The organism is Streptomyces sp. TRM68416, from assembly GCF_014596915.1.
Lineage (GTDB): Bacteria > Actinomycetota > Actinomycetes > Streptomycetales > Streptomycetaceae > Streptomyces.
This window is the reverse complement of sequence record NZ_JACVWU010000008.1, coordinates 228080-251462: the sequence shown is the minus strand read 5'-3', so window position 1 is coordinate 251462 and position 23383 is coordinate 228080. Positions and strand designations below refer to the sequence as shown.

At 71.7% G+C, this 23383-nt stretch carries 16 protein-coding genes; 5 read left to right on the top strand and 11 right to left on the bottom strand.

Annotated elements, in window-relative coordinates; all coding sequences use genetic code 11:
• The first annotated feature begins 26 nt into the window (after positions 1 to 26).
• Positions 27 to 494, top strand: a complete 468-nt coding sequence (locus tag ICC28_RS15795) for a ferritin-like domain-containing protein (RefSeq protein WP_188289189.1) — start codon at positions 27 to 29, stop codon at positions 492 to 494.
• Between the two features lie 37 nt (positions 495 to 531).
• Positions 532 to 1434, top strand: a complete 903-nt coding sequence (locus tag ICC28_RS15790) for an aminoglycoside phosphotransferase family protein (protein ID WP_188289188.1) — start codon at positions 532 to 534, stop codon at positions 1432 to 1434.
• Between the two features lie 348 nt (positions 1435 to 1782).
• Here ICC28_RS15790 and ICC28_RS15785 read toward each other — a convergent pair whose 3' ends face one another.
• The 7 genes from ICC28_RS15785 to ICC28_RS15755 all read right to left on the bottom strand — a co-directional run bounded on the left by ICC28_RS15785 (position 1783) and on the right by ICC28_RS15755 (position 11175).
• The gene (locus tag ICC28_RS15785) at positions 1783 to 3486 is read right to left on the bottom strand and encodes a proline--tRNA ligase (protein WP_188289187.1); all 1704 of its coding nucleotides are present in this window, start codon (positions 3484 to 3486) and stop codon (positions 1783 to 1785) included.
• 72 nt (positions 3487 to 3558) lie between these two features.
• Entirely contained in the window at positions 3559 to 4089 is a 531-nt protein-coding gene (locus tag ICC28_RS15780; protein ID WP_188289186.1) for a GNAT family N-acetyltransferase, read from the bottom strand.
• 26 nt (positions 4090 to 4115) lie between these two features.
• Positions 4116 to 4964 carry a GNAT family N-acetyltransferase gene (locus ICC28_RS15775; protein WP_188289185.1) on the bottom strand — a complete coding sequence of 283 codons (849 nt, stop codon included), beginning with the start codon at positions 4962 to 4964 and terminating at the stop codon, positions 4116 to 4118.
• Positions 4965 to 5158: 194 nt separating this feature from the next.
• Positions 5159 to 6316, bottom strand: a complete 1158-nt coding sequence (gene ispG / locus ICC28_RS15770) for a flavodoxin-dependent (E)-4-hydroxy-3-methylbut-2-enyl-diphosphate synthase (protein ID WP_188289184.1) — start codon at positions 6314 to 6316, stop codon at positions 5159 to 5161.
• 203 nt (positions 6317 to 6519) lie between these two features.
• Positions 6520 to 7812, bottom strand: coding sequence for a M50 family metallopeptidase (locus ICC28_RS15765; RefSeq protein ID WP_188289230.1), 1293 nt, complete (start codon positions 7810 to 7812; stop codon positions 6520 to 6522).
• An 8-nt stretch (positions 7813 to 7820) separates the two neighbouring features.
• Positions 7821 to 9077: a 1-deoxy-D-xylulose-5-phosphate reductoisomerase gene (dxr, locus tag ICC28_RS15760; protein ID WP_188289183.1), complete on the bottom strand. Its 1257-nt coding sequence runs from the start codon at positions 9075 to 9077 to the stop codon at positions 7821 to 7823.
• Positions 9078 to 9243: 166 nt separating this feature from the next.
• On the bottom strand, positions 9244 to 11175 hold the full coding sequence (locus ICC28_RS15755) for an acyl-CoA dehydrogenase family protein (RefSeq protein ID WP_188289182.1): 1932 nt from the start codon (positions 11173 to 11175) through the stop codon (positions 9244 to 9246).
• Between the two features lie 410 nt (positions 11176 to 11585).
• Here ICC28_RS15755 and ICC28_RS15750 point away from each other — a divergent pair, with 410 nt between their 5' ends.
• The 3 genes from ICC28_RS15750 (at position 11586) to ICC28_RS15740 (ending at position 16149) form a co-directional block, all read left to right on the top strand.
• Positions 11586 to 12593: a LacI family DNA-binding transcriptional regulator gene (locus ICC28_RS15750; protein ID WP_188289181.1), complete on the top strand. Its 1008-nt coding sequence runs from the start codon at positions 11586 to 11588 to the stop codon at positions 12591 to 12593.
• 221 nt (positions 12594 to 12814) lie between these two features.
• Positions 12815 to 14857 (top strand): TIM-barrel domain-containing protein, encoded by a 2043-nt coding sequence (locus ICC28_RS15745; RefSeq protein ID WP_188289180.1) that lies wholly within the window; start codon positions 12815 to 12817, stop codon positions 14855 to 14857.
• A gap of 92 nt (positions 14858 to 14949) precedes the next feature.
• Positions 14950 to 16149, top strand: a complete 1200-nt coding sequence (locus ICC28_RS15740; protein ID WP_188289179.1) for a sulfotransferase family protein — start codon at positions 14950 to 14952, stop codon at positions 16147 to 16149.
• 27 nt (positions 16150 to 16176) lie between these two features.
• Here the strand turns inward: ICC28_RS15740 and ICC28_RS15735 are convergent, their stop codons facing one another.
• Genes ICC28_RS15735 through ICC28_RS15720 form a run of 4 tightly spaced genes read right to left on the bottom strand, consistent with a single transcriptional unit; the run spans position 16177 to position 23292 of the window.
• Positions 16177 to 16896 (bottom strand): glycoside hydrolase family 12 protein, encoded by a 720-nt coding sequence (locus ICC28_RS15735; protein WP_188289178.1) that lies wholly within the window; start codon positions 16894 to 16896, stop codon positions 16177 to 16179.
• 38 nt (positions 16897 to 16934) lie between these two features.
• A complete protein-coding gene (locus ICC28_RS15730; RefSeq protein WP_188289177.1) occupies positions 16935 to 19127 on the bottom strand; it encodes a glycosyl hydrolase family 95 catalytic domain-containing protein in 2193 nt (730 codons plus the stop codon).
• Positions 19124 to 21091 carry a beta-galactosidase gene (locus ICC28_RS15725; protein ID WP_188289176.1) on the bottom strand — a complete coding sequence of 656 codons (1968 nt, stop codon included), beginning with the start codon at positions 21089 to 21091 and terminating at the stop codon, positions 19124 to 19126. Before ICC28_RS15725 ends, ICC28_RS15730 begins: the two co-directional genes overlap by 4 nt.
• Entirely contained in the window at positions 21091 to 23292 is a 2202-nt protein-coding gene (locus tag ICC28_RS15720; RefSeq protein ID WP_188289175.1) for a sialidase family protein, read from the bottom strand. Before ICC28_RS15720 ends, ICC28_RS15725 begins: the two co-directional genes overlap by 1 nt.
• Positions 23293 to 23383: the final 91 nt, after the last annotated feature.

Genomic DNA, 23383 nt, shown 5'->3' with positions numbered 1-23383 from the left:
CTTCTGCTGACGGGTGGACGGTGAGGATGAGCAAGGCGAAGGACGAGGAGCTGACCGCGCTCCAGGCGGCGCTGGCGGCCGAGCACGCGGCGGTCTACGGCTACGGCGTCGTCGGCGGCCGGATCCATGAGGGGCGGCGCGGCGAGGCCCGCGAGGCGTACGACGCCCATCGGGCCCGGCGGGACGCCCTGGTGCGTGAGGTGCGGGATCTGGGCGGACGGCCGGTGGCGGCGGAAGCCGGGTACGCGCTGCCGTTCGCGGTGCCGGACTCGGCCGCCGCGGTGCGGCTGGCCGCCGAGCTGGAGGACCGGGTGGCCGGGGTCTACTCCGACCTGGTGCGGGCGTCCAGCGGCGAGCGGCGGCGTACGGCGGCGGAGGCGCTGCGGGGGGCGGCGGTGCGGGCGGTGCGCTGGCGCGGCGAGAGCGTAGCCTTCCCTGGGCTCGCCGAACGGGCGGCCACCGCTGCCTCGGCCCCGGCGACGCCCACAAGGTGACGCAAGGTGACGCCTACCCGAAAGGACACACTCGCGTATGGCTTTCGAACCGCCGCAGCGTCTGGTCAGGGCGCTCGGTGAGACGGCACCGGACGCCGGCGGCTGGCTGGAGAAGCTGCCCGAGACGGTGGGGCAGGCCGTCGCGCTACGCGAGTTGACCGTGGAGCGGGTGCAGATGCCCGGCGGGCGCAGCAGCCTCGTCGCGCTGGTGCGCCGGGCGGACGGAACGCCGGCCGTGCTGAAGGTGGCCCCTCCCCGGGCCCGCCCCGAGAGCGAGCGGGCCGCCCTGGCGCACTGGGCCGGCCTGGGCGCCGTACAGCTGCTCGAAGCGGGGACGGTGACCGAGGGGGTGCTGCTGCTGGAGCGGCTGCATCCCGACGTCTCGGTGCGGTCGCTGCCCGAGGCGAAGGCCCTGCTGGAGGCCGCGGGCACGCTGCGGCGGCTCTGGGTGGAGCCCCCGGACGACCAGTCCTTCGAGACGGTGGCCGAGCGGACCGGTCGGCAGGCGGCGGCGATGCGGGCGGGCGCGGAGGCCGAGGCGCAGGTCGCGCCGCTGGTGGAGGCGGCGCTCGCGGCCCGTGCGGAACTGCTGGCCGCGCCCCCGGAACACCGGCTCCTGCACGGCACCTTCCGCCAGAGCAAGGTGCTCGCCGGCGAACGGATGCCGTGGCTGGCCGTGGGCCCGGACCCCGTGGTCGGCGAATGCGCCTTCGACCTCGCCCGCCTGGTGCGCGACCGCGTCGAGGACCTGATCGCCTCACCGTCGGGCGCGGCGACCACCCGCCGCCGGGTGAAACGGCTCGCGGAGTCCCTGGACGTCGACCAGGAGCGCCTGCGGGGCTGGACGCTGTTCCGGGCCGTGGAGTCCGGCGTGCGGGCTCTACGGGTGGGGCGGCCGGGCGACTCGGAGCTGCTGCTGGAGTTCGCGGCGTGGCTGTAAGGCGCCGGAGCCGGCGTCCGGTGCTGCTGCCCCCCGTCCCCCGCTTCGGCCCTGAACGGGCCTCGTCCTCAATCGCCGGAGGGGCTGGTTCCGGCGCTCGCGCGTGAGCTGGCTACCACTGCGGGTCCTCGGGGGATGGCAGCAGCCTGTGCACGCTGCGGGCCGGCGCGAGGCCGCCGGCCATGGGGGCGTGGGATGCCGCTGACCGGCGTAGCGCAGCGGCTTCTTGTTCTCGTCCCACGCCGTCGGTACTTCGACGCGCTCGTGAACCGGCCCTGCGTCGCCACGGCCCGCAGGGCGGCGCCGGACGGGCCGAGGTGGTCCGTCCGGCGTGGTGGGTGCTGTCGGTCAGGCCGTCAGGCGGGCGATGGCTTCCTCGACCGTCAGTTCCTCGCGCTCGCCCGTGCGGCGGTCCTTCAGTTCCAGGACGCCTTCGGCGGCTCGGCGGCCGGCCACCAGGATCTGGGGGACGCCGATGAGTTCGGAGTCGGTGAACTTGACGCCCGGGGAGACACCCGCGCGGTCGTCGCACAGGACGCGCAGGCCGGCCGCGGACAGCTTCTCGGAGACGTCGAGGGCGAGCTCGGTCTGGAGGGCCTTGCCGGCGGCGACCACGTGGACGTCGGCCGGGGCGACCTCCTTGGGCCAGCACAGGCCCTTGTCGTCGGCGGTCTGCTCGGCGAGGGCGGCGACGGCGCGGGAGACGCCGATGCCGTAGGAGCCCATCGTGACGCGGACCGGCTTGCCCTGCTGGCCGAGGACGTCGAGCTTGAGGGCGTCGGCGTACTTGCGGCCCAGCTGGAAGATGTGGCCGATCTCGATGGCGCGGTCCAGCTTGAGGCCGGTGCCGCAGTTCGGGCAGGGGTCGCCTTCCTGGACGACGACGACGTCGACGTACTCGCCGACCTCGAAGTCGCGGCCCGCGACGACGTTCTTGGCGTGCATGCCCTCCTTGTTGGCGCCGGTGATCCAGGCGGTGCCGGGGGCCACGCGCGGGTCGGCGAGGTACGTGACCTTCTCGCCCAGGCCCTGCGGGCCGACGTAGCCGCGGACCAGGTCCGGGCGGTCGGCGAAGTCCGCCTCGGTGACCATCTCGACGACCGCCGGGGCGAAGTGCGCCTCGACCTTGTCCATGTCGACCTCGCGGTCTCCGGGCACGCCTACGGCGACGATCTCGCCGTCGACCTTGACGAGGAGGTTCTTCAGCGTGGCGGAGGCGGGGACGCCGAGGGAGGCGGCGAGGGTCTCGATGGTCGGGGTGTCCGGGGTGGGGATCTCCTCGAGCGCGGGGACGGCCGCGGCGTCCACCGGCTTGAGCTCGTAGGTGATCGCCTCGGTGTTCGCCGCGAAGTCGCAGTTCGGGCAGTCCGCGAAGGTGTCCTCGCCGGCACCGGCCGGGGCGAGGAACTCCTCGGACTTGGAGCCGCCCATGGCGCCCGCGGTCGCGGCGCAGATGCGGTAGTCGAGGCCGAGGCGCTCGAACACCCGCTGGTACGCCTGGCGGTGCAGGGCGTAGGACTGGGCGAGGCCCTCGTCCTCCAGGTCGAAGGAGTAGGAGTCCTTCATCAGGAACTCACGGCCGCGCAGGATGCCCGCGCGGGGCCGGGCCTCGTCACGGAACTTGGTCTGGATCTGGTAGAGGATGACCGGCAGGTCCTTGTAGGAGGACGCCTGGTCCTTCACGATCAGCGTGAAGATCTCCTCGTGGGTGGGGCCGAGGAGGTAGTCACCGCCCTTGCGGTCCTTGAGCCGGAACAGCTCCGGTCCGTACTCGTCCCAGCGGCCGGTCGCCTCGTACGGCTCCCTCGGCAGCAGGGCGGGGAGCATCACCTCCTGGGCGCCGATCGCGTCCATCTCCTCGCGGACGATCCGCTCCACGTTGGCGAGGACCCTCTTGCCGAGCGGCAGCCAGGTCCAGATGCCGGCCGCGGTACGGCGGACGTAGCCGGCCCGGACGAGGAGCTTGTGGCTGAGGACCTCGGCGTCGGCCGGGTCGTCGCGCAGCGTCTTCGCCATCAACTGGGACATGCGCTGGACCGGTGCGTTCGCCATGGTTCTCGTACTCCTGCTGCGTAAGGGTGATGGCAGGAGGTTAGCCGGGGGGTGCGGGGCGGTGGAAATCGGTTAGGGGCGGCGCAGCGGCAGGGGGGCGCCCATCACGGCGTACGGCTTGGGGGCGCTGGGGAAGAGGACGCGGCGGGCGAGGTCCTGGTAGCCGAGGGAGTGGTAGAGGCCGCGGGCGGGGCTGTCGGTGTCGATCGCGGAGAGGATCGAGCGGGGTTGGGTGGCGCCGTCGGTGATCGTGGTGATCAGGGAGCGGCCGACCCCGCGGTTCTGGTAGACGGGGTGGACGTGCAGCTCGGTGATGACGAAGGAGTCGTCGAGCCAGGAGTCGTTGCGCTGGGCGCGGAGGTAGGGCTCCACGACCGTGGACCACCAGTGGGCGCGGTCGTTGGGCATGCCGTAGACGAAGCCGACCAACCGTCCGTCCACGGTGGCGCCGAGGGCGCGGGCGCCGGGGTAGGTCATGTGCCGCAGGACGATCTGGCGGCGTACGGCGACCTCGTCGGCGCCGAGTCCGAAGGCGATGGCCTGGACGGCTAGGGCCTCGTCCACGTGGGCCGACAGGTCGAGGGGGCCGATGACGAGGTCCATGCGGGGAGCGTACAACTCCGTGTGCCTCAGAAGAGCACACTCATGAAGGCACCGACCTCTTCGAAGCCGACTCGGCGGTACGTCCTTCGCGCCGCGGTGTTGAAGTCGTTGACGTACAGACTGGCCACGGGGGCCACGTCCGCGAGGGCGTAGCGCAGGACCGCCGCCATGCCGGGGGCGGCGAGGCCCTGGCCCCGGTACTCCGGCGCCACCCAGACGCCCTGGATCTGGCAGGCCCGTTGCGTCGCGGCGCCGATCTCCGCCTTGAAGACGACCTTGCCCCGGCTGTCGAGGCGGGCGAACGAGCGGCCGGAGCCGACGAGTTCGGCGACCCTCGCCTGGTACAGCAGGCCGCCGTCGCCGGCCATCGGGGAGACGCCGACCTCCTCGGTGAACATCGCCACGCACGCCGGCATGATCGTGTCCATCTCGTCCTTGCGGATGCGGCGGACGTAGGGGTCGGGGGCGATGTCCGCGGGCATGCGGTCGGTGACCATGAGGGGCTGGTGGGCGCGGACGTCGCGGGCCGGGCCCCAGCTCGGTTCGAGCAGCCGCCACAGCTGGGCGGTGGGCTCGGCGGGGCCGACGATGGACGAGCAACGGCGGCCGGCCCTTCTCGCCCGGTCGGCGAAGGCGCGGACGGCCCGCGGGGTGGCGCAGATGGGGACGAGGTTGGCGCCCGCGTAGCAGAGGGAGGTCAGCATGCCGCCCTCGTACCAGCCCCACATCTCGCCGCCGAGCCGCCACGGGTCCAGGCCGGCGACCTGGACCCGCGACGTCACGAAGGCGTTCGCGACCGGCTCGCGGTCGAGTACGGCGAGCGCGGCGTCCAGGTCGCTCGGTTCGAGGACCCGGGTTGTGGTCTGCGTCAACACGGGCGGGCCTCACGGTTCAAGGGGGCTGATCTCCGCACTGTACCTGCGGAAGCTCTGCCGTGGCGCCGCCTGGCTGCGCCGCTGGGCGGGACGCCCATGAGCTCGGGTGGTTGGGGCTTGTCCGGCGGGTGCGGGTGGTGGGGGCCGATCGCGCAGTTCCCCGCGCCCCTTCAGGGCGTACAGCCGCCCCCTCGTCAGCCCGCCACCGACACCGACGGCTCGCCCGAGGTCACGCCGTCCGCCTCCATCTGTTCGGCCAGCTTCATGGCCTCCTCGATGAGGGTCTCGACGATCTTGGATTCGGGGACGGTCTTGATGACCTCGCCCTTGACGAAGATCTGGCCCTTGCCGTTGCCGGAGGCGACGCCGAGGTCGGCCTCGCGGGCCTCGCCGGGGCCGTTCACCACGCAGCCCATGACGGCGACGCGGAGGGGGACCTCCATGCCGGTCAGGCCGGCGGTGACCTCCTCGGCCAGCTTGTAGACGTCGACCTGGGCGCGGCCGCAGGACGGGCAGGAGACGATCTCCAGGCCGCGCTGCTTGAGGTTGAGGGACTCCAGGATCTGGATGCCGACCTTGACCTCCTCGGCCGGCGGCGCGGAGAGGGAGACGCGGATGGTGTCGCCGATGCCCTGGCTCAGCAGCGCGCCGAAGGCCACCGCCGACTTGATGGTGCCCTGGAAGGCCGGGCCCGCCTCCGTCACACCGAGGTGGAGCGGGTAGTCGCACTGGGCGGCGAGCTGCTTGTACGCCTCGATCATGATCACGGGGTCGTTGTGCTTGACCGAGATCTTGATGTCGCGGAAGTCGTGCTCCTCGAAGAGGGAGGCCTCCCACAGGGCGGACTCGACCAGGGCCTCGGGGGTCGCCTTGCCGTACTTCTGGAGCAGGCGCCGGTCCAGCGAGCCCGCGTTCACGCCGATGCGGATCGGGGTGCCGTGCTCCTTGGCGGCCTTGGCGATCTCCTTGACCTTGTCGTCGAACTGCTTGATGTTGCCGGGGTTCACCCGGACCGCCGCGCAGCCCGCCTCGATGGCGGCGAAGACGTACTTGGGCTGGAAGTGGATGTCGGCGATGACCGGGATCTGGGACTTGCGCGCGATGGTCGCGAGCGCGTCCGCGTCGTCCTGCGTCGGGCACGCGACCCGCACGATCTGGCAGCCGGAGGCGGTCAGCTCGGCGATCTGCTGGAGGGTCGCGCCGATGTCGGACGTGCGGGTCGTCGTCATCGACTGGACCGAGACCGGGGCGTCTCCGCCCACCGCCACGGAACCCACCTGGATCTGCCGGCTCTTCCGGCGCTCGGCAACCCTGGTCGGAACGGACGGCATGCCGAGAGAAATCGCAGTCATCTGCTGTGCAACCCCAAGTCGTGGATCAGGCTCCGGTCCCGTCTGCGGCGGGCTCAGGCCTTCGAGATTACGGCACGGGCGATCGTCGAAGCACTCCCCCTGCCTCGAATACGCTCGGCGGGGGGACCCCCACGGCCCGCAAACCCACTCAATGGTGGGCGGCCGGGAACCCAGCGTCCCCGGCCGCCGCGAACTCCGTATGGCTAGGAGATTCTCACCGGGTTGACCACGTCCGCGACCAGGACGAGGAGGGTGAAGCAGATGAAGATCCCGGCCACCACGTAGGCCACCGGCATCAGCTTCGCCACGTCGAACGGGCCCGGGTCCGGGCGGCGCAGCACCTTCGCGGTGTTGCGGCGCAGCGATTCCCACAGGGCGCCCGCGATGTGGCCGCCGTCGAGGGGCAGCAGCGGGAGCATGTTGAACAGGAAGAGGGAGAGGTTGAAGCCCGCGACCAGCATGACCGCCATGGCCAGCTGCTGGGAGGCCGGGATGTCGAGGGTGAAGATCTCGCCGCCCACACGGGCCGCGCCGACCACGCCCATCGGCGAGTCCGCCTCGCGCTCGCCGTCGCCGAAGGCCGCGTCCCACAGGGCGGGGATCTTGCCGGGCAGGGCGGCGAGGGAGTCGACGGCGTCGCCGACCCGGTCGCCCATCCAGGTCACGGAGTCGCCGAAGTCCTGTTTGACGATGCCGGTGGCGGCGCTGAAGCCGAGGAAGCCGGCGGTGACGTACTCGCCCTGGACGATCTGGCCGCTGGAGTCCTTCTTGGCGACCTGGTTGCTGGCGATCTTCGCCTGCAGGGTGACTTCCTTGCCGTCCCGCTCGACGACGATCGGCACGTCCTTGCCGGGGTTGGCGCGGATGAGGTCGGAGAGCTCGTTCCAGTCGTCGGTGCGGACGCCGGCGAAGGAGACGATCCTGTCGCCCGCCTTCAGGCCCGCGGCGGCGGCCGGGGAGGCGGGGTCGGACTTCTTGCAGGTGTCGCGGTTCTCGCTCTGGGCGATGACGCACTGGGAGACCGAGCTGACGCTGGTGGTCTGCTGCGAGATGCCGAAGCCCATCAGCACGGTGAGGAACAGGCCGAACGCCAGGACCAGGTTCATGAACGGGCCCGCGAACATCACGATGACCCGTTTCCAGGGCTTGCGGGTGTAGAACAGGCGGGTCTCGTCACCCGGCCTGAGCTCCTCGAACGCGGCCTCGCGGGCGTCCTCGATCATGCCGCGCCAGGGCGAGGTGGAGCGGGCCTCCAGGCGGCCGTCGGCATTGGGCGGGAACATGCCGATCATGCGGATGTAGCCGCCGAACGGGATCGCCTTGATGCCGTACTCGGTCTCGCCCTTCTTGCGCGACCAGAGGGTGGGGCCGAAGCCGACCATGTACTGGGGCACGCGGATGCCGAAGAGCTTCGCGGTGGAGAGGTGGCCCAGCTCGTGCCAGGCGATCGAGAAGAGCAGGCCGACGGCGAAGACCACTATGCCGAGGATGAACATCAGGGTCGTCATGCACGGGCCTCCGCCGTCTGTGCCGCCAGTTCCCGGGCCCGGGCGCGTGCCCAGGTCTCCGCTTCGAGGACGTCCGCGACGGTGAGGGAGGTTCCCGTGGCGGGGGTGCCGTGCTCCTCGACCACCCGTGTCACGGTCTCCATGATCCCGTTGAACGGCAGCGCGCCGGCCCGGAAGGCCTCCACGCACTCCTCGTTGGCGGCATTGAACACCGCCGGGGCCGTGCCCGCGAGCTCACCGACGTGCCGGGCGAGGTTCACCGACGGGAAGGCGTCGTTGTCGAGCGGGAAGAACTCCCACGTCGAGGCCTTGCTCCAGTCGAAGGCGGGCGCGGCGTCGGGGACGCGCTCGGGCCAGCCCAGGCCGATGGCGATCGGCCCGCGCATGTCGGGGGGCGTCGCCTGCGCGATCGTGGATCCGTCCGTGAACTCGACCATCGAGTGAACATACGACTGGGGATGCACGACGACCTCAATGCGGTCGAAGGGAATGTCGTAGAGGAGGTGCGCCTCGATGACTTCCAGGCCCTTGTTGACGAGGGTCGCGGAGTTGATCGTGATCACCGGGCCCATGGCCCAGGTGGGGTGGGCGAGGGCGTCCTCGACGGTCACCCGGGCCAGGTCCGCCTTGGTACGGCCGCGGAAGGGGCCGCCGGAGGCCGTGACGACGAGCTTGCGCACGTCGGCTCTGGTGCCGGAGGCGAGCGCCTGGAACAGGGCGGCGTGCTCGGAGTCGACCGGGATGATCTGTCCGGGCTTGGCGAGGGCCTTGACCAGCGGACCGCCGACGATGAGCGACTCCTTGTTGGCGAGCGCGAGGGTGCGGCCCGCCTCCAGGGCGGCGAGGGTGGGGGCCAGGCCGATGGAGCCCGTGATGCCGTTCAGCACGGTGTGGCAGTCGGCGGCGGCGACCTGGGTGGCCGCCTCCGGTCCGGCGAGGATCTCGGGGAGCGGCTCGCCCGCGCCGTAGCGCGCCCGGAGGGCCTCCCGCAGCGCCGGTACGGCGTCCTCGCGGGCGACCGCGACCGTGCGCACCCCGAGCCGGTGGGCCTGCTCGGCGAGGAGGGGGATCCGGCCGCCGTTGGCGGACAGCGCGGTGACCCGGAAGCGGTCCGGGTTGCGCACCACGAGGTCGATGGCCTGGGTGCCGATCGACCCGGTGGAGCCGAGGATCACCACGTCCTTGGGTCCGTCTCCCGCGACGGGGTCGTAGACCAGGTGCGGGTCGGCGAGAGGGGCTGGAGAGTCGCTCATCCCTCCATTGTTGCCGGAAGGGGTGTGCGGGTGGACAGGGTGTCCCCCTCATGGGGGTCGAGCTCATGGGGGTCGAGGGGAACGCCCTGTCGGTGGTCGGTCGGCGGATCGGGCGGTGCCGGTCGGCGGATCGAGTGGTGTCGGTCAGCGGATCGAGTGGTGTCGGTCAGCGGATCGGGCGGTGGACGTTGTCGCGTTCGCTCGGGCCGGGGGTCGCGTCGGCGATCCAGGGGCCGTCGTCCGAGGGGTCGATGATGCCCTCCTCCAGCCATGTGTAGGTGCCGGACAGGACGCCCTTGACGACCTTGCGGTCGATGTCGTCGGTGTTGCTCCACAGGCGGCCGAAGAGCTCCTCGACGCGGAGGCGGGACTGGCGGCAGAAGGTGTCGGCGAGCTGGTAGGCCTCGCGGCCGTTCTCGCCCCGGCTGCGCAGGTGCTCGGCGCGTACGCAGGCCGCGCTCATCGCGAACAGTTCGGCGCCGATGTCGACGATCCTGCCCAGGAAGCCCTGCTTGCTCTCCATGCGGCCCTGCCAGCGGGACATGGCGTAGAAGGTGGAGCGGGCGAGCTTGCGGGCGGTGCGTTCGACGTAGCGCAGGTGGGCCGAGAGGTCCACCTCGTGCTTGAACTCGCCGTAGGTGTACGGGAGTTGCCCTTGGCCCGCGACCAGTTTCGGCAGCCACTTGGCGTAGAAGACGCCGGCGCTCGCGCCTGCCTTGGCCTTGTCGGACAGGGACTTGTCGGGGTCGATGAGGTCGCCGGCGACCGTGAGGTGGGCGTCGACGGCCTCGCGGGCGATGAGGAGGTGCATGATCTCCGTCGAGCCCTCGAAGATGCGGTTGATGCGCAGGTCGCGCAGCATCTGCTCGGCGGGGACCGCGCGTTCGCCGCGGGCCCGCAGGGAGTCGGCCGTCTCGAAGCCGCGTCCGCCGCGGATCTGGACGAGGTCGTCGGCCATCAGCCAGGCCATCTCGGAGGCGTACAGCTTGGCGAGGGCGCCTTCGATGCGGATGTCGTTGCGGTCCTCGTCGGCCATCTGCGAGGCCAGGTCGGTCACGGCCTCCAGGGCGAAGGTGGTGGCCGCGATGAAGGAGATCTTCGAGCCGACCGCTTCGTGGTGGGCGAGCGGCTTGCCCCACTGCTCGCGCGCCGCGGACCACTCGCGGGCGATCTTCAGGCACCACTTGCCGGCGGCGACGCAGGAGGCGGGCAGGGAGAGCCGGCCGGTGTTGAGCGTCGTCAGGGCGATCTTCAGGCCCGCGCCCTCGGGGCCGATGCGGTTGGCGGCGGGCACCCGGACCCGGTGGAGGCGGGTGACGCCGTTCTCGATGCCGCGCAGGCCCATGAAGGCGTTGCGGTTCTCGACGGTGATGCCGGGCGAGTCGGTCTCCACCACGAAGGCCGTGATGCCGCCCTTGTGGCCCTCGGACTTCGGGACGCGGGCCATGACGACGAGGAGGTCGGCGACCACGCCGTTGGTGGTCCACAGCTTCACTCCGTCGAGGACGTAGTCGTCCCCGTCCGGCACGGCGGAGGTGGCCAGGCGTGCCGGGTCGGAGCCGACGTCCGGTTCCGTGAGCAGGAAGGCGGAGATGTCGGTGCGGGCGCAGCGGGGCAGGAAGCGTTCCTTCTGCTCCGGGGTGCCGAACAGCTTCAGCGGCTGCGGGACGCCGATGGACTGGTGGGCCGAGAGCATCACGCCGATCGCGGGCGCGGCCGATCCGGCCAGGGCCAGGGCCTTGTTGTAGTACACCTGGGTGAGGCCGAGGCCGCCGTACTTGGTGTCGATCTTCATGCCGAAGGCGCCGAGGTCCTTGAGGCCGTTGACCACCTCGTCGGGGATCCGGCCCTCGCGCTCGATGAGGGCGCCGTCGACCTTCTTCTCGACGAAGTCGCGGAGTTTGACGAGGAACTCCTCGCCGCGCTGGGTGGCTTCGTCGGTCGGCATGGGGTGGGGGTGGATGAGGTCGAGGCGGAAACGGCCGAGGAAGAGCTCCTTGGCGAAGCTCGGTTTGCGCCATTCCTGCTGCCGGGCGGCCTCCGCCACCTGGCGGGCCTCACGTTCGGTGACAGTGGGCTTGGTGGGTGGTGCGGACATGAGGCTCACCTCGCCGCGAATAGGGATCTTGAGGACCGTACGTTACTGACCGGTGCTACTCGATCGTATGTACCCGATCCGGGGCGAGGCCACCACCCTGCGGGCGGCCGTTCGGCCGATGTCGACGGAATACGCCTTGGTGTCAAGGCGTACGGTGCCCTTGCGCGGCACCTCGGGGGCGGGCCGGGCTCCGCGGTGTTGCGCCGGGCATTCTTCCGGGGGACGGTGCGTGTACGTCCGTTGAACGGCGGTCGGCGACCGGGAGGTTGCCGTACCTTTCGGAATTAACTGTCGAAGCGCTTCGACAGCCTATGGACACCTACCCGTGGTGCAGCTACTGTCGGAAACCCCCACCCGCCCGTATTCACAGTGCGCATTGTCGAAGCGCTTCACAAAGCTTGGAGAGCTGGATGGTCACCCTCGCCGAGGTCGCCCAGCACGCCGGAGTCTCGGCGAGCACGGTGAGCTATGTCCTCAGCGGAAAGCGGTCCATCTCCGCGACCACCCGGCTGCGGGTCGAGCAGAGCATCCGCGAGCTGGGATACCACCCGAACGCGGGCGCGCGCGCCCTGGCCAGCAACAGGTCGAACATCATCGCGCTGATGGTCCCGCTGCGCACCGACATGTACGTGCCGGTGATGATGGAGATCGCCATCGCGGTGGCCACCACGGCCCGCACGCACGGCTACGACGTCCTGCTGCTCACCGGCGAGGAGGGCCCCGACGCGGTGCGCCGCGTCACCGGCAGCGGGCTCGCCGACGCGATGATCCTGATGGACGTCCAACTGGACGACGAGCGGCTGCCGTTGCTGCGGGACACCGACCAACCGTCCGTGCTCATCGGACTGCCGTCCGACACCACCGGGCTGACCTGCGTCGACCTCGACTTCCGGGCGACCGGCGCGCTGTGCGTGGAGCATCTGGCGATGCTCGGGCACCGCGACATCGCTGTCATCGGCGAGGCCCCCGCCGTCTACGAACGGCACACCGGCTTCGCCGAGCGCACCCTCGACGGACTGCGTTCGCGCGCCCAGGAGTTGGGCGTGCGGCTGCTGCACCGGCCGTGCGAGGGCGGCTACGACGCGATGGCCGTCACGCTCGCGCGCATCCTCGACGAGCGCCCGGCCACCACCGGGTTCGTCGTGCAGAACGAGTCGGCGGTCGAGCCGCTGCTCGCCCTGCTGCGCCAGCAGGGCCGTGCCGTGCCGGAGGACGTGTCGGTGGTCGCGGTCTGCCCCGACCAGGTCGCCACCCAGGCCTCGGTCCGGCTGACGTCCGTCTCCATCCCCGCCCAGGACATGGGGCGGCAGGCCGTCGAGCATCTCGTCGCCAAGCTGGACGGGCGGGGCAAGGACGAAGTCGTGCTCCTCGCCCCCGAGTTGACGGTCCGCGCCAGCTCGGGGCCGGCCGCCTCCTGATCCTCCCGTACGTCTTTGGCTCTACGACCAGCCCGCCACCCGTACGTCTCCTCCCACACGCCCCTGGCCTTACGACCAGCACGTCTTCCGCACACCCCTGGCCTTACGACCAGTCCGTCTCCCGTACGTCTCCGGCTTAACGACCAGCACGTCTCCCGCACGCCTCCCCCGCGGCTCCTTCGGGGGCGGCTTCCCCCTGTCATCGTTCAGGAGTTCGCCTCGTGAATCAGCCTGCCGAAATCCAGCCGAAGGTCAGTCTCGCCCAGTCCTCCCCCACCGTCGGCACGTTCCGTGAGCGGGACGGTGCGCTGGAGTGGAGCGGCCGGCAGGAGACCGTACGTGTGGAGCCCTGGGGTCCGGACGCGGTGCGGGTGCGAGCCCGGCTCGGCGGGCCGGTCCTGGAGGGGCTGCCGGGCGCGTTGCCGGCGGAGGCCCCCGCGACGCCGTCGACGGTGAAGATCGAGGACGGCACAGGGCGGTTGACCGTCGGCACGCTGACCGTCGAGGTGGACGCCGAGGGCCTGATCCGCTTCCTGCGCACCTCCGACGGCGAGGAGCTGCTGGCCGAGGAGCGCGCCCACTTCTGGTGGCCGGGCTCGCGCCTGTACACGGCCGTCGGCAACGGCCACCACCGCCTGGAGCAGCGCTTCGCCGCCTACGAGGACGAGAAGCTCTACGGCCTCGGCCAGCACCAGCACGGCCGCCTCGACCAGAAGGGCCTGGTCGTGGACCTGGTCCAGCGCAACGCCGAGGTCGGCATCCCGGTGCTCACCTCCAGCCGCGGCTACACCCTGCTGTGGAACAACCCGGCGATCGGGCGGGTGGAGCTGGCGCACAACGGCACCCGCTGGGTCGCCGACTCCGCCCGGCAGATCGACTACTGGATCACCGCGGGCGACCCGGCCGACGCCCAGCGCCGCTACAGCGCGGTGACCGGCCGCACACCGATGCTGCCCGAGTGGGCGGCCGGGTTCTGGCAGTGCAAGCTGCGCTACCGCACCCAGGACGAACTCCTCGGCGTGGCCCGGGAGTACAAGCGCCGGGGCCTGCCGCTGGACGTGATCGTCTGCGACTTCTTCCACTGGACGCACCTGGGCGAGTGGAAGTTCGACCCGGCCGAGTGGCCGGACCCGGCGGCGATGGTCCGTGAACTGGACGAGCTGGGCGTCAAGTTGGTGGTGAGCGTCTGGCCCTCGGTGTCCCCGCTGTCGGAGAACCACCCGGTGATGGAACAGCGCGGCTACTTCATCGGCACCCAGTACGGCCCGATGGCGCACGCCGACTGGCCGGACAAGGAGGTGGCCTCGACGGTCCAGGTCGCCTTCTACGACGCCACCAACCCGGAGGCCCGGGAGTTCGTGTGGTCGAAGATCAAGGCGAACTACGTGGAGCCCTACGGCATCACGGCCTTCTGGCTGGACGCCTGCGAGCCCGAACTGAAGCCGGGCTTCCCGGAGAACCTGCGCTACTGGGCGGGCCCCGGCCTGGAGGTCGGCAACCTCTACCCGACCGAGAACGCCCGCACCTTCTACGAAGGGCTGGTCGCGGAGGGCGAGTCCGAGATCGTCTCCCTCAACCGGTCGGCGTGGGCGGGCAGCCAGCGCTACGGCGCCGCCCTGTGGTCCGGGGACATCGGCACCGACTTCCCGACGCTGCGCCGGCAGATCGCGGCCGGTCTCAACACCGCGCTGTCCGGCATCCCGTGGTGGAACACCGACATCGGCGGCTTCCACGGCGGCGACCCGGACGACCCGGCGTACCGCGAGGTCATGGTCCGCTGGTTCCAGTTCGGCGCGCTGTCCCCGCTGATGCGGCTGCACGGCTTCCGCGATCCGGGCATGCCGCTGGGCCCGGAGATGACCGGCGGCCCCAACGAGGTGTGGTCGTACGGCGAGGAGGCCGGCGAGATCCTGGAGAAGTACCTGCGCCTGCGCGAGCGGCTCAAGCCGTACGTGCTGGACGTGATGCGGGAGGCGCACGAGGAGGGGCTGCCCGTGATGCGGCCGCTGTTCCTGGAGTTCCCGGAGGACCAGGCGGCCTGGTCGGTGGACGACGCCTACCTCTTCGGGCGGGATCTGCTGGTCGCCCCCGTCCTGACGGCGGGCGCCACGGCCCGTACGGCGTACCTCCCGGCGGGCGCCACCTGGACGGACGCCTGGACGGGCGAGACGTACGAGGGCGGTACCTCCGTGACGGTCGACGCCCCCCTGGACCGCATCCCGCTGTTCCTGCGGGACGGGGCACGGCTGCCGGTCGGCGAGTAGCCGTGTGACGGGCGGCCGGTTCCCCTGGGGGAGGGACCGGCCGCCCAACTTCCGTAACCCGGACGTGATTTCGACTGCGTTAGGCTCCCTGAATGTCCTCATCCTCGCTCGCCCTCGCCCTGACCGACCTGCTGCTGCGGCCGGGGTTCGGGTCGCGTCGTACGCCCGACCGGGTCTTCGACCGGATGCTCGGCGAGGCCTTTCCGGGCGGGGCGGCGGAGGCGGACCGGGAGTTCGTGGACGGCTTCCGCTCGCTGCTCGGGTGGTGGGCCGAGGCGGAGCACCTCACACCGGTGGGGTGGCAGTCGGCGCAGCGGCACGTGCGCAGGCATCTCACCAACCGGGCCCGGATCAACAGGCTGATCGCCGAGAACCCCGCCATCGCGGAGGAGCCGATCGAGCGGCCGGTGTTCGTGGTGGGCCTGCCGCGCACCGCGACCACGCTCACCCACGGGGTGCTGTCCCTGTCGGCCGAGCACCGCTGCCCGCTGCTGTGGGAACTGCTCGCCCCCGACCTCGAAGTACCGCCCGCGCGGCGACGCGAGGCGATGGCGCCCGCACGTCAACTGGTGCGCGGCACCAACCTGTTCGCCCCGCGCTTCCGGGACATCCACGCCCTGGTCGTCGAGGGCCCCGAGGAGTGCACCTTCGCCCTGCCGCACGCCCTGATGCCGCTGGCGCAGGCGCGCATCCCCGCGTACCGGGACTGGCACTACGCGCACGACTTCGTCCCCGACTACCGGCATCTCAAGCGGGTCTACCAGGTCCTGCAGTACGGCCGCCCGCGGCGCCGCTGGGTGCTGAAGTCCCCCATGCACCTGGAGCATCTGGCGGCCCTGCGCACGGTCTTCCCCGACGCGACGATCGTGTGGACGCACCGCGATCCGGAGACCGTGATGGGGTCCTTCTGCAGCCTGGTCGAGCACGGCATGTCCCTGAGCGTCCGCCCCCTGGACCCGCACGACATCGGCGCCACCTGGCTGGAGCTGCTCAGCCGGTCCACCGAGCGCGGTATCGCGGCCCGGGCCGGCATCCCCCCGGAGTCCCTGGTGGACGTCCCGTACTCGTGGCTGGGGGCCGACCCGGCCACCGGGGGCGTCCCGAAGCTCTACGCCGCCGTCGGTGCCCGCTGGACCGACGCCGAGGCCGCCCGGCTGCCCGAGGTCGTGGCCCGGCCGAAGGGCTCCCGCCCGCACCGGTACGACCTGTCCCGCTACGGTCTGAGCCGCGCCGACGTCGAGACGGCCTTCGCCGGCTACAACGCCCTGCGGGCCGAGGTGGACCGCGCCTGACGGCACCACCCCGGCCCTGAGAGTACGTCAGCTACTGCTGACGGTCAGGTCGTTGGTCCGGAAGTCCAGACCGCCGGACGACGAGGTGATCTCGAAGCCGAACTGCACGTCGCCGATGGTCTCGTTGCTGGACATCCAGCCCTTGGTGGCGGAGATCCAGGTGAGGATCGGCTTGATGTTCACGGAGCCGGAGTTGGAGTTCGAGGTGCGCAGGAACGAGTACACCTCGTTGGCGCCGTTGTTGCCCTTGTAGACGTTCCAGGTGTGGCCGCCGAGGGTGGCCGAGCCCTGCGAGGTGCCGAGCGGGCCGACGGGACCGCGGTAGTTGACCCAGAGCATGATCTCGTGGTCGTAGTCGGTGTCCCAGATGTCGTACGACGTGTTGTACGCGCCGGACGACGGGACGGTGACGTTGTAGTTGCTGGTGAGGGTGCCGATGGAGGCGATCGTCTTGTTGATCACCTTCTTGGAGTTCGGGTACGACTTGATGCCGCCGGTGTTGGGGTGGTTGGCCCAGACTCCCCAGTTGGTGCCGGAGTTGGCCCAGATGCACTGGCTGCCGGCGCCGGAGCCCCAGATGTTGTTGTAGAGCGTGTAGCCGTTCAGGCTGGTGTTGCCCCACTTGTCGCAGGAGTTCCAGACGGCGGCGTGGGCGGGGGCGGAGGCGAGACCGACGGTGGCGCCCAGCGCGAGGGCCGGGGCCAGCAGGGCCTTGGCGATCCTGCCCGGTGTGCGTGTTGTTGCCATGGCGTCCCTTCCATGGGTGGGGGGGAATTGCGGGGGGATTACCACGTCCCCGGAGCGAGGACGTGGTCTTCTCCGGCGACGAGGTCGAGCGGTCTCGCGCCGGTGGAAGTCCTGATGAGGTCGACACGGACGGTGCGCGTGGGGCGTATCACCGCGGTCGCCTCCTCGGGGGTCCAGCAGAGGTCGATCGTTGCCCCGAACCGGGTTCGCACGCCGCGGAGTTCGCCGCTCGGACACGTCGGCGGCAGTGCGGGCAGCAGGACCAGGCGGTCGGGGGTGGACTGCACGAGCATCTCGATCAGCACGGCGGGCAGGGCGTGGGCGGCGTCGGCGTTGTAGACGTCGCGGTTCGGGTAGTGCGCGCTCATCAGGGAGTCGTGGAAGAAGTCGCCGTCCAGGACCCGGCCGAGGGCGTCGGCGACGCGTTCGCCGTCGCGCAGGCGGGCCGCGACGAGGGCGTGGTGGAGGTGGCCGTGGGCGGAGTCGTTCTCGGCGCCGCGCAGTTGGAGGGCGCGGTGGGCGGCCTCGGCGAGGTCCGGGGTGTCGTAGGGGTTGATCTCGTCGAGCGGCCAGACGCCGTAGAGGTGGCTGAGGTGGCGGTGGTCGTAGGTGTCCGCCAGGCCGGGGTGGGCCCATTCGGCCAGGGCGCCGTCGTCGTTGATCCGGTGCGGGGGGAGTTTCGAGGCCAGCGCTCGCCAGCGGTCGGCGTGTTCGGGGTGGTACGCGGCGGCCGTGTGCAGTGCGTGCCGGGCCGCGGAGAGGTCCATGGCCGCGTTGACCGTGCCCCAGCTCGCGTTCGCGGGGCGGTTCTCGGGCGAGTAGGAGGGGACGACGACCAGGCGGCCGTTGTCGTCGGTGCGGGTGAGGAAGTCCTCGTAGAAGCGGGCGACTTCGGCGAGGGCGGCGGCCGTGCGCGGGTCGGGGGCGCCGCGCGTCTCGTCGTGGTCGACGAGCGGTTTGAGCAGCCAGTCGGCGCCCGCGGTCCACAGGTGCAGCGGGTACTCCCGGCTGAAGTGGTACGCGTGGCCGGACTCGCCGTCGGTGTGCGCGGGCGCGACGACTCCTCCGGTGCCGAAGATCGCTCGGGCGTTGTCCCGCCAGTCGGGCAACTGGTGGTCGATCAGTCGGGCCAGGGCCTCGGTGACTTCGGGGAGCGCGGCGGCGGCCGCGGAGGCGGTCTGGAGGTTGAGGTTGGCGTTGGTGGTGAAGGCGCCGGACCAGGCCGTGTCCCAGTCGCCGGTCCACAGGCCGACGAGGCGGGGCGGGCGGAGGCCGCTGCCGGACAGCAGGTGGTAGCGGCCGGCCGCGAAGAGCCGCTCCGGCAGGGCCGTGCCACGAGTGCGCTTGAGCAACTCGGAGCCGGGCAGTGCGCGTTCGGCCGGATCGCCGCCGAGGTCGAGGGTGACGCGCTCGTAGGCGGTGCGGTGCAGGGGCAGATGGCGGTCGAGGAGGGCGTCGTAGGGACTCTCGGTGTCGGGGAGGAGGTCGCGCAGGGTGCGTCCGCCCTCCAGCACGTCGAGTTCGCCGGTGTGCCGGCGGACCCGGGTGACCAGCAGGACCGACGCGGCCCCCGTGACGCGGACGCCGGGCGGTACGAGGGTCGAGGTGCCGCCCGTGACCACGACGAAGGTCACGCCGGTGTACGCGCGCTCGCTGCCCGGGTAGCGGGCGCGCAGGGACAGCAGGGCGCCCTCGGGGGTGAGTACGGCGCCGTGGCCGACGCCGAGTGCGGCGGGGGCGCCGGGGAGGTGGTGGTCGAGGCGGATGTCGAGGGCCGGCCCGGGAGAGGTGACCCGCTGGACGATCACGTCGTCCGCGCGGGAGACGAAGACGCTGCTCGTCCAGTCGGCGCTCACGGCGGTGGCCTCGCCGGTGGTGAAGTCGAGGTGGCGGCGGTAGCCGTGGGTGTCGCCGGGCGGCCTGCTCAGCCGGATCGCGAAGGCCGGATGGAAGGGCTGCACCCACTGCAGGGGGCGGCCGTCGGTGAAGCTCTCGGCGGCGGTCGTCTCGCCCGCGAGGAGCCGGTCCTGGAGGGTGGGGAGTTCGGCGGCGAGCCGCGGCGGGCGGGCGTGCTCGCTGCCGTTCGGGCGGACGAGGCTGTGGTGGGTGACTATCACCCGGTCGTCGTTCGGGTCGCCGAACACGAGGGCGCCGTGGTGGCCGTTGCCGCTGAGGAAGGCGTCCTCCCAGCGGGCGGCGGGGGCGGGTTCCCAGGTGCCGTGGACGGTCATGGCGCGAGTACCGCCGCTCCGAAGCGGCCGAGCGTGATCTCGTCCGTGACGGTCGTCCCGGTCAGCAGGTCGCGGTGGGTGCCGGGCACGGCGACGGTGACCGGCTCGCGGCCGTGGTTGAGCACGAACAGCGCCTCGCCCCGGCGTACCGCCTCGACCTGCTCGGGCAGCCCGTCGAGCACGGGCCGGACGCCCGCGCCCGCGGCGATCCCGGCCAGCAGTTCGCGCAGGTCCCGCGGTTCGGGGAGCGTGGAGACGTACCAGGCGCGCCCCTTGCGCAGCACGGCGGGCAGCCCGTCGAGTTCACCGCTCTTGTACGGCACGGTCTCGTCGGCGGTGCCGTCGGCCTCCAGTTCCTCGGACCACAGGGTCCCGCGGAAGCCCTCGCAGGTGACGGTCTCCCCCGCCTCCAGCGGCCACCACTCGTGCAGGGTGCGGATGCCGAACAGCTCGCGCAGCCGGGCGTCCATGCCGCCGGGGCGCACCCGGTCGTCCTCGTCGGCCACGCCGGTGAGGAAGCCGCTCACGAGGGTGCCGCCCTGGCGGACGTAGGCGAGGAGGTTGTCGATCGCCGTGTCGGTGAGGGCGTACAACTGCGGGACGACGACCAGCCTGTAGCCGGTGAGGTCGTGCTCGGGGTGGGCGAAGTCGGTGGTGAGGTGGGACTCCCACAGGGCGCGGTGCCAGGCGCGCAGGACGTCCTGGTAGGCCGCCTGGCTGGACAGGCGGCCGTCCTGGTCGCCGGCCCACCAGGAGTGCCAGTCGTGCAGGACGGCGATGTCGTTGGCGGTGTGCGTGCCGCTGACGCGGGCGCCGATACGGGCGAGTTCGGTGCCGAGTTGCCTGACCTCCTGGTACGTGCGTCCCTGCTCGCCCGCGTGGCTGACCATGCCGGAGTGGAACTTCTCCGCGCCCTGGCGGGACTGGCGCCACTGGAAGTAGCAGACCGCGTCCGCGCCCCGGGCGACGGCCTGGAGGGACCAGAGCCGGTTCAGGCCGCGCGGCTTGGGGTGGTTCACGCCCCGCCAGTTCACCGGCCCGGCCGCCTGCTCCATCAGCATCCACGGGCCGCGCGCCTGGGAGCGGGTCATGTCCTGCACCAGGGCGCCGTGCTGGGCGCCGATCGGGTCGCGCGGGTCGGGGTAGAGGTCGACGGAGACGACGTCCTCCTCCTCGGCCCAGCGCCAGGCGTCCTGTCCGAACCACAGCGGCATGAAGTTGGTGGTGACCGGCAGGTGCGGGGTGTGGTGGCGGACGATGTCCCGTTCCGCCAGGTAGCACTCCAGGAGCATGTCGGAGGTGAAGCGGCGGAAGTCCAGCACCTGGGTGGGGTTGCGCATGTAGTGGGGCAGGCGGGGCGGGAGGATGCCGTCCCAGGTGTCGTAGCCCTGGCTCCAGAAGGCGGTGCCCCAGGCGGTGTTGAGGGCGTCGAGGCTGCCGTACTTCGCGCGCAGCCAGGTGCGGAAGCGGGCGGCGGCCTCGTCGCCCCAGTCGTAGGTGCAGTACTCGTTGTTGATGTGCCACATCGTCAGCGCCGGGTGGCCGGCGTAGCGGGCGGCCAGGTCCTCGGTGATGGCGGCGGCGTGGCGGCGGTAGGTGGCGCTGGAGTGGGAGAAGTGCTGGCGGCCGCCCCACCACTCGGTGCGGCCGTCCTCGGTCACCGGCAGGGTGTCGGGGTGCAGCCGGCCCAGCCAGGGCGGGGGTGAGGCGGTGGGGGTGGCCAGGACGACCCCGATGCCGTTGTCGTGCATCAGATCCATGAGCCGGTCCAGCCAGCCGAACTCCCTTGCCCCCGGGGCCGGTTCGAACTTCGCCCAGGAGAAGACGCCGAGGGTGACGGAGTTGACTCCGGCCTCCCGCATCAGTCGTACGTCCTCGGGCCAGGTCTCCTCCGGCCACTGTTCGGGGTTGTAGTCGCCGCCGAAGAGGAGGCGGCCCTGTGTCGCCGTGCTCAGGTCGGGCATCAGACGGGCTCCCCGTACTGGATGCCGCGCCCGTTGGTGCCCAGGTACACGCGGCCGTACACGCGCGGGTCGCCGGTGATGGTCTTGCCGATCCAGCCCCACTGGTGCCGGTCGTCGTTGATGCGCACCCAGGTCTTCCCTTCGTCGTCGGAGCGGTGGACGGCGTTGAAGCCCTCGGTCGCGCCGACCATGTAGATCGCCGGGTAGGAGGCGCCCCGGGCGGCCTTGCCGAAGCCCAGGGTGTGGGAGGACCGGCAGCTGTCGACCCTGGTGAAGCGGGCGCCGCCGTCGGTGGAGCGGTGCAGCCCGGCCTCCTTGGCGCTGAGCCACAGGTCACCGGAGCGTCCGGGCGCGGCGACCAGCTGGTACTGGCTGTCCCCGGCGGGCAGCCCGGACGCACGGGCGGTGAACGTGCGGCCACTGTCAGTGCTGGCGAGTAGCGTTCCTGTGTCGGTGTCGTACGCGTAGAAGCGCGTCGGGTCGGCCGGGTCGGCGACCGGCGTGGCGCCCTTCGGGAAGGAGGTGACCTCGGACCAGGTGGCGCCGTTGTCCGTCGAGCGGTACGCCGGGTGCTTCGTGCCGTCCCAGTGCGCGAACACCCACAGGAGCACGCTGCCGTCGGTGTTGGTGGCGATCGGTCCCGGTGCCTCCTTGGCGAGGTCGGGCTGGGCCGCGAAGGGCGCCCAGGTCTGTCCGCCGTCGTTCGAGAAGGCGCCGTTGCCGTGGTCGCCCCAGCCGGCGCGGACGACGTAGGAGGGCCTGGCCGCGGCCTGGGCGAGTCCCGTCGCCGATCCGAACACGGGGGGCGCCGCCAAGCCGCGCGAGGGGGACGCCGTGAGCGAGTCGTGGTACATCACGCCGATGTCACCGTTGGCGCTGATCAGGTGCGCCTTCCCGACCGGGGGCGACACCAGCTGGATCACGGCGGTCTCCTCCAGGCCGCGGATCTGCGGGGCCCAGTTCTTCAGGTCGCGGGTGCCGTAGAGGGTGGCGCCGGTGCCGTAGACGATGTGCTTGGAGTCGTACGGGTCGAGGGCGAGGGCCTGGATCCACCAGCCGAACTTGGGGGCGTCGGCGCCCCACTTCAGATAGGGGGTCTCGGAGACGTCGAGAACGGCGGAGTCCTTGAGGGAGGTCCAGGTGCGGCCGGCGTCGGTGCTGCGGTACACGGTGTCGACGGCTGCCCAGCGGTTGTTGGTGGAGACGACGACGGTGCCGGGGCGGCGGGCGTCGACGGCGACGCCGCCGTAGCCGAAGGTGTCGGGCGAGCCGTCGGGCGCGGTTCCGCCCGGCTTCGCCGGGGTGACCTCGGTCCACTTGCCGTTGACGGTACGGAGCTTGTGGACGCTGCCGTCCATCTGCCCGTTGGGGCCGGGCGCGTCCGCGTACGTCACGTACAGCTCGCGGGTGTACCTGTCGTATGCGGCGCGGATCGGGACCCTGGCGGCGGCGCCGGAGGGCCGGCCGGGGACGGGCTTCCAGGTGGTGCCGTCGGTGGTGCGGTAGAGGGTGTCGTCGCCGTCGGCCCAGCCGGCGTAGACCGTGCGCCCGGCGGCGACGAGGAAGGTGACGCCCTGCCCGTCGGCCTTCGGGCTGCCCGGGAAGCCGGTCGCCGGTGCCCACGTGGCGCCCCGGTCGGTGGACTTCAGCAGCCCGTCGTGTCGGGTGCCCAGCCACAGGGTGTCGCTGTCGCACGGGTCGACGAGCAGCCGCTCGCCGGTGCCCCGCCCGTCCTCGTTGGCGCCGAGCTTCACGGTCAGGTCGGTGCGGGCCCAGGTGGCGCCGCGGTCCTCGGAGCGCAGCACGGCCCCGTTTCCGGCCCAGGACTGGGTGTACGTACCGAGGGCCAGGTACAGCCGGTTGGGGTGGGCGGGGTCCACGGCCATCGCCTCGACCCCGAGCAGGTTCCAGTCGTCCCAGCCGAGGTCGTCGTTGAGCGGGACCCAGCGGGCGGTGCGGTCCTCCCAGCGGTAGGCCCCGCCGATGTCGGTACGGGCGTAGGCGAGCCCACGGACGGAGGGGTGGAAGAGGACACCGGTGATGAATCCGGTGCCGCCGATGGCGGCGTTGCGCCAGCGGTAGGCGGGGGCGGCGACGGGGGCGGCTTGCGCACGCCCTTGGGTGAAGGGAACGGCGGTGACCGCGGCGGCGGCAGCCGCTCCGGCGAGAACGGCACGACGACTGGGGCGTGGCAGGCGCATGACAGATACCTCGCTGAATCGAGAAAGGGAAGGGGGACGTACCGAAGGGGCGCGGGGCTGTATCGATGTGCGGCTCCGCCGCGTGGGCGCG

What these genes read in the sequence shown, in the direction of transcription:
- ispG (WP_188289184.1), bottom strand. Translation starts at nt 6,316, where the DNA reads ATGACTGCGATTTCTCTCGGCATGCCGTCCGTTCCGACCAGGGTTGCC.
- dxr (WP_188289183.1), bottom strand. Translation starts at nt 9,077, where the DNA reads ATGAGCGACTCTCCAGCCCCTCTCGCCGACCCGCACCTGGTCTACGAC.
- ICC28_RS15750 (WP_188289181.1), top strand. Translation starts at nt 11,586, where the DNA reads ATGGTCACCCTCGCCGAGGTCGCCCAGCACGCCGGAGTCTCGGCGAGC.
- ICC28_RS15735 (WP_188289178.1), bottom strand. Translation starts at nt 16,896, where the DNA reads ATGGCAACAACACGCACACCGGGCAGGATCGCCAAGGCCCTGCTGGCC.
- ICC28_RS15740 (WP_188289179.1), top strand. Translation starts at nt 14,950, where the DNA reads ATGTCCTCATCCTCGCTCGCCCTCGCCCTGACCGACCTGCTGCTGCGG.
- ICC28_RS15765 (WP_188289230.1), bottom strand. Translation starts at nt 7,812, where the DNA reads ATGTTCATCCTCGGCATAGTGGTCTTCGCCGTCGGCCTGCTCTTCTCG.
- ICC28_RS15720 (WP_188289175.1), bottom strand. Translation starts at nt 23,292, where the DNA reads ATGCGCCTGCCACGCCCCAGTCGTCGTGCCGTTCTCGCCGGAGCGGCT.
- ICC28_RS15730 (WP_188289177.1), bottom strand. Translation starts at nt 19,127, where the DNA reads ATGACCGTCCACGGCACCTGGGAACCCGCCCCCGCCGCCCGCTGGGAG.
- ICC28_RS15725 (WP_188289176.1), bottom strand. Translation starts at nt 21,091, where the DNA reads ATGCCCGACCTGAGCACGGCGACACAGGGCCGCCTCCTCTTCGGCGGC.
- ICC28_RS15790 (WP_188289188.1), top strand. Translation starts at nt 532, where the DNA reads ATGGCTTTCGAACCGCCGCAGCGTCTGGTCAGGGCGCTCGGTGAGACG.
- ICC28_RS15795 (WP_188289189.1), top strand. Translation starts at nt 27, where the DNA reads ATGAGCAAGGCGAAGGACGAGGAGCTGACCGCGCTCCAGGCGGCGCTG.
- ICC28_RS15755 (WP_188289182.1), bottom strand. Translation starts at nt 11,175, where the DNA reads ATGTCCGCACCACCCACCAAGCCCACTGTCACCGAACGTGAGGCCCGC.
- ICC28_RS15780 (WP_188289186.1), bottom strand. Translation starts at nt 4,089, where the DNA reads ATGGACCTCGTCATCGGCCCCCTCGACCTGTCGGCCCACGTGGACGAG.
- ICC28_RS15785 (WP_188289187.1), bottom strand. Translation starts at nt 3,486, where the DNA reads ATGGCGAACGCACCGGTCCAGCGCATGTCCCAGTTGATGGCGAAGACG.